The sequence below is a fragment of the Acinetobacter sp. genome (assembly GCF_049284435.1).
GTDB lineage: Bacteria > Pseudomonadota > Gammaproteobacteria > Pseudomonadales > Moraxellaceae > Acinetobacter.
The window spans coordinates 1-5,898 of sequence record NZ_JBAPXX010000011.1 but is presented as its reverse complement, the minus strand read 5'-3'; the positions used below and the strand labels follow the sequence as shown (position 1 = coordinate 5,898).

Below are 5,898 nucleotides of genomic sequence, written 5' to 3'. Positions count from 1 at the left end.
TTTTTTTATTGAAAGAACAATCACTTAAAAATATAGCTTCAAACGTTCACTCAATGTAGTCATTAAAACTATTCAATAGCTCTGTATATTTCCAATGACTTAATTTATTAAAATACAATTGTTTATATTAAAAATTCATTTAGAAAGGCTGCTTAAGAGTAATAAAAAGTCTCGAAAAACATTTCTACTCATTAAATATAGGATGAAGAATTAAATTTATACAAAATATTATCGCCTTTCATCCGATTTTAAAGAACAATCTCCCCGCCTGATAAGGCTCACATGCAGAACTGGTCAACTCCTTGGGGTGTTAAGCAAAACTAAAAAGTGTTAGCGCTTTAACATTTTTAAAATAAAGGTTGAAACATGCATAAACTTTTTCATAAAATGAACGGGCCCTAGAAAAATAAATACAAGGAACATTTCATGACTAAAAAATATGCAAAATTTTTGCCGTGTACGGAAGAATTTAATTTAGAAAACTTTCCATATTATTGGGTAACTCAGGTTCATGCTCAATACGTCCTTAATGTCGATCATGCACTGAAAAAGTATGGTGTTGACAATTCCCGCCGCCGCATCCTTCTTGCACTCAAAGCCAAACCGCATGCCAGTGTTTCTGATTTGTCAGAGATGGTTGTCTCTAAAATGTCGACCACGACTAAAATTGTCTACCGCTTAAAAGATGAAGGTCTGGTTGAAACCTATTCATGTGAGGATGATGCACGGATTACCCGAGTATTTTTGACCGATAAAGGTATGCAAATGACTCATAAGATCAATGATCTGACCAATGTGGTACTGGAACAGTCATTTGAAGGACTGACGCCTTTGCAAATTGAAAAAACCATGGAAAGTTTACGTCATATTTTCAAAAATTTAGCTCGTTAAGAACCTACTTTTTATTTTAAATAGACGCTGGCGAATTGGCGCATACTTTACAATAATAAATAATTCGCCAGAGCTTTCTAAAAATCAAAAAAGTTCAGTTGTGGACTGACTTTTTTGATTTTTTCTTTTGGTACATGTGAACATTCAAACTCTTCTACCGGAAAGCCCTTTACAAAGCTACGAATATCCGGATGCCTTCTTAGCATTAGCCATTCTTGCAGTCGCTGCTGTGGAATCACAATAACCGAGCGTTTGATATTACCGGGCTCATGAAACTCCTTCATCATGGGATGGTCAATTGCATCCATGGTAATCATGCTGGCGGAGCGTACAATTTCCCCTTGTACCCGAGCAATCTCATACACAGCTGCAATAAAAGTCGCCTGACCATCTTTACGTCTTACCCCCCAACGCTGCGGTTTATTGTCAAAATATTTGGACTCATAAAATTCCGATACCGGAATGACGCCAAAATGACATTTGGCAGTGGCTTCAGCAAAGGTTGACTTTTGCAGTAAAGTTTCATTTCTGGCATTATAGGTCTTGGTACCTATAGTTTTGTCTTCTGCCCATTTCGGAATGAGTCCAAAATTCACGGAACGCCATTCCAGTCCTTGAGCTGAATGAAATAAAAGCGGTACAGCATAATTGGGATAGACTTCCTCTGGATATTCAAAAGGAATTTCTGGCAATCCCAAATTATGCAACTGTTCTAAGGTTAAAGGCTTAAAGTTGGCGCACATGCTTCATCAGATAAATCATTTGATTTACAGATTATAACTTGGCGCCTGCAGTGAACCTGTATGGATTATAGGTAATTTATATTATTTACTATTATTCGCCTGGAACCGTCAGCCAATGCGTGCGGGTAAATTCTTCAAAAATCCAGCGTCCATTAAAACGACCCAGTCCTGAATTTTTCTCGCCACCAAAAGGTGCATTCGGCTGGTCTGCAACACTAATCCCATTAATATGCGTCATCCCAATATCCAGTTGTGCCGCAAAAGCGCTGCCTCGCTCGATGTTTGAGGTACATACGGCGCTGGACAACCCAAACTCGGTTGCATTGGCCAGATTTAAGGCATGTGCTTCATCACGGGCTTTTAGGATAGGTAAAATCGGACCGAAGCTTTCTTGTTGTGCCAGATCGGAATTTTCAGCGACATCAATAAAAATATGTGGATAAACTAGATTTCCTTCAATTCCCCCTTCATACACCAGTTGTGCGCCCTGCTCGCTGCCTGTTTGAATGATCTGTTGATGCTTTTCAACCTGACTTTGGTTAATGATCGGCCCAATCACGGTATCTTCAAGATTCGGATCACCCACCGGAATCATTTTGATCTGATCCAAGAGCTTATCTACATAAGCATCATGGATTGATGCATCGACAATGACCCGGTTAGTACTCATGCAAATTTGTCCCTGATGCATAAAACGCCCCATCAGCGTCAGTTCAACCGCTAGATCAAGATCGGCATCATCCAGAATGACCAAAGGTGCATTGCCACCCAGTTCAAGTGCCAAACGCTTGATTCGGGAACTGGCCAAGGCTTTGCTACCGACACTTTTCCCCACTTCAGTCGAACCGGTAAAGGAAATCATTTTTGGCACCGAATGCTCGACAAAATAATCCCCGATTTCACTGCCAGCACCGGCAACGATATTCAGTGCACCTCCAGGTAAACCTGCTTCTTCAAATAGCTTTCCGATTAAGGTACCGCCAGTCACCGGGGTATCACTGGCCGGCTTCAGTACAACTGTATTGCCACAGGCAATTGCTGTTGCAACTGAGCGTAAAGACAAATGAAATGGAAAGTTCCATGGACTAATGACAGCAATCACGCCTAACGGCTTACGCAAAACTAAACTTTTACGTGTCGGATCTTTACTTTCCAGCTGTTCTGTTTTGAGCTGATCTGGAAAAGCCATACTTTCCTGAATAATGCCCAGAGCAGCATCAACTTCTAGGGTGGCTTTAATGCGCGTACTTCCTGATTCAATAATGAGCCAGTCAATTATTTCGTCCCGACGCTGCTGAATAATTGTGATCACATTTTGTAGCACTGTTTTACGTACTTCAGTGGAATTCAAAACACCCTGCTGAAAAGCCTGCTCTGCTGCGGTATAAGCACTGTCGACATCGACGGAACTGGCAGCTGCCATGCTAAAAATTTCGCTCTGGGTATAGGGATTGATATTTTTAATTGTTCTGGTTGAAGTACCGCCTTGCCACTGACCATGAATAAACTGCTGGTCTAATTTTTGATATACCGTCATCATTTTATTGTTTCCTCGCATGCTTTGCCCCACTTTAAGAGTTCGTCTGGAAAATTTCTAGTCAGAACAACGACTGCTTACCATTAAACAATAAAAAAGCCTCCGAAGAGGCTTTTTTAGCTAGACAGAATTAGTCACCTGTATAACCTTTTAACTTTAAACGCGCTGCGTGTAGAAGCGGCTCGGTATAACCTGATGGCTGCTCACCACCTTTAAAGATCAGATCAGATGCTGCCTGGAATGCAATATTGTTGGCAAAGTCAGCAGACATTGGCGTATACAATGGATCATTGGCATTTTGCTGATCTACAATTTTCGCCATACGTTGCATCACTTCTTCTACCTGTTCACGACTTACAATACCGTGACGTAACCAGTTCGCAACATGTTGTGAAGAAATACGTAGAGTTGCACGGTCTTCCATTAAACCGACATCATTGATGTCTAGCACTTTAGAACAACCTACACCCAAATCTACCCAACGAACGACATAACCCAGGATACCTTGACAGTTATTTTCGAGTTCTTTGGTTTTTTCTTCTTCAGACCAGTTAGTGTCTTTCGCCAATGGCGGTGTCAACAAATCATCTAGAGATAAAGGCTGAGTCGACAATAACTCTTGCTGACGGTCTGCAACATTAATCTGGTGATAGTGAATCGCGTGGATCACCGCACCTGTAGGTGATGGAACCCACGCACAGCTTGCACCCGCTTCAGGATGCTCAGTTTTGGTTTTGTACATGTCAAGCAGCATGTCTGGCTTTGGCCACATGCCTTTACCGATTTGTGCTTTACCACGTAAACCTGCTTGCAAACCGATCATCACGTTACGGTTTTCATAAGCCGGGAACCAGATTTGGCCTTTTACTTCGCCTTTACGAACGAATGGACCAGCTTCCATAAAGGTATGGATTTCATCGCCGGTACGGTCCATGAAACCTGTATTAATAAAAATGGTACGATCTTTGGCTTGTGCAATACAGTTCTTCAAGTTCACAGAAGTACGGCGTTCTTCATCCATAATCCCGATTTTTAAAGTTTTTGCAGGTAAGCCAAGTGCCTGTTCTGCACGTTCAAACAATTCAACGGCAAATCCCACTTCTTCAGGACCGTGCATTTTCGGTTTAACGATATACATTGAACCTTGACGTGAGTTCTTGATGGTATTTTCACTTTTGATGTCTGCAAAAGACAACAATGGCGTAACCAGTGCATCCATGATGCCTTCATAGATTTCTGCGCCATCTACCAGAATCGCAGGGTTTGTCATTAAATGACCAACATTACGCAGCAACATCAATGAACGGCCGTGAACTTTAGTCTCACCACCTTCTACATTTTTGAAAGTACGGTCTTCATTCAGTTTACGGCTAACAGTTTTACCGTTTTTCTCAATTGACTCTTCTAAAGTGCCTTTCATGAGGCCTAACCAGTTACGGTAGCCTTCTACTTTCTCTTCAGCATCAACGGCTGCGATCGAGTCTTCCAAGTCCTGAATGGTCGTAACCGCCGCTTCAAGTACGACGTCTTTTACACCAGCGGCATCAGTTTGGCCAATCGGGCTGCTTGCATCGATTTGCACAATAGCGTGCAGGCCATTATTTTTAAATACGATTTCAGTCGGTGCTGAAGGTTCGCCATTGTAGCCAACAAATTTAGCAGCATCTGCCACAGTTGTTTTTGAACCGTCTTTTAGGGTAACAACCAGTGCATTGCCTTCAACTGCGTATTGAGTTGCGTCTGCGTGCGAACCTTGTGCCAATGGGAAAGTTTCGTCGAGGAAATTCTTTGCAAATACGACAACTTTCTCACCACGTTTCGGGTTATAGCCTTTGCCTTTTTCCGCGCCATCTTCTTCAGAGATTACGTCGAAACCATAAAGTGCATCGTACAAAGAACCCCAACGTGCGTTTGCAGCGTTCAGGCAGTAACGTGCATTACGTACCGGTACCACCAACTGCGGACCTGCCAATACTGCAATTTCTTCGTCTACATTTTCAGTGCTGATTTGAAAATCTTCTACTTCTGGTAACAAGTAGCCAATTTCAGTCAAGAAAGCTTTGTAAGCTTGTAATTCAAATGTGTTATTGCGGTGCCATTCATCAATTTTCGCCTGAATGTCATCACGCTTAGCCAAAAGTGCTTTATTTTTAGGGCTAAGATCCACAACGACTTGTTCAAAGTTTTTCCAGTATGTTTCGCTGTCTAAACCAGAACCTGGTAGTGCTTCATTTTCGATGAAATCGTAAAGTTCTTTAGCAATCGCTAACTTGCCTTTTTGAATACGTGCAGTCATTGTCTTTCCTGATATTGCTACTTTTTATACAAGAGATTCTAGTATACCGATTAAAATCTAGCTGAATAGTATTATCACATTGCTAAATACTGAGCATTTTTTCCAATATGAATACCCTCATAAACATATTTGATCTTTCTCAGTTGCAAATAGATATCATTCTGCTAAATACCTTAATGACAGTGTATAAAGTTTTCGAAATGTAGAAATTAGACTTAAGTTCAGATTTTCGAGTAAAAATTATGCATTCTAGTTATACACGATCATATTTAGACCAAGATTAAGCCATTTTTAATCAGGCTTGTCGACAATTCAAGTACTTATTTTTATAAAAAAAGCGCCAGTAAATAACCAGCGCTTTTATTCTTACTCTCCGTTCACGGAGGCTATTTTCTCAATCTGGCGATGTTCAGAATTCAGGTATTCATCCG

4 protein-coding genes are annotated in these 5,898 nt (G+C 41.1%); 1 reads left to right on the top strand and 3 read right to left on the bottom strand.

Annotation, left to right across the window (positions count from 1 at the left end; genetic code table 11):
- Positions 1–426: 426 nt before the first annotated feature.
- Positions 427–891 carry a MarR family winged helix-turn-helix transcriptional regulator gene (locus WAK81_RS01090; RefSeq protein ID WP_422195331.1) on the top strand — a complete coding sequence of 155 codons (465 nt, stop codon included), beginning with the start codon at positions 427–429 and terminating at the stop codon, positions 889–891.
- Between the two features lie 77 nt (positions 892–968).
- Here the strand turns inward: WAK81_RS01090 and WAK81_RS01085 are convergent, their stop codons facing one another.
- The 3 genes from WAK81_RS01085 to WAK81_RS01075 form a co-directional block, all read right to left on the bottom strand.
- Positions 969–1,634 (bottom strand): SOS response-associated peptidase family protein, encoded by a 666-nt coding sequence (locus tag WAK81_RS01085; protein WP_422195330.1) that lies wholly within the window; start codon positions 1,632–1,634, stop codon positions 969–971.
- Positions 1,635–1,725: 91 nt separating this feature from the next.
- The gene (locus tag WAK81_RS01080; protein ID WP_422195329.1) at positions 1,726–3,174 is read right to left on the bottom strand and encodes an aldehyde dehydrogenase family protein; all 1,449 of its coding nucleotides are present in this window, start codon (positions 3,172–3,174) and stop codon (positions 1,726–1,728) included.
- A gap of 127 nt (positions 3,175–3,301) precedes the next feature.
- Entirely contained in the window at positions 3,302–5,467 is a 2,166-nt protein-coding gene (locus tag WAK81_RS01075) for a malate synthase G (RefSeq protein WP_422195328.1), read from the bottom strand.
- Positions 5,468–5,898: the final 431 nt, after the last annotated feature.

Bases quoted from the DNA above. Each gene is read 5' to 3' on its own strand.
- WAK81_RS01090 (WP_422195331.1), top strand. From the start codon at position 427: ATGACTAAAAAATATGCAAAATTTTTGCCGTGTACGGAAGAATTTAAT.
- WAK81_RS01085 (WP_422195330.1), bottom strand. From the start codon at position 1,634: ATGTGCGCCAACTTTAAGCCTTTAACCTTAGAACAGTTGCATAATTTG.
- WAK81_RS01080 (WP_422195329.1), bottom strand. From the start codon at position 3,174: ATGATGACGGTATATCAAAAATTAGACCAGCAGTTTATTCATGGTCAG.
- WAK81_RS01075 (WP_422195328.1), bottom strand. From the start codon at position 5,467: ATGACTGCACGTATTCAAAAAGGCAAGTTAGCGATTGCTAAAGAACTT.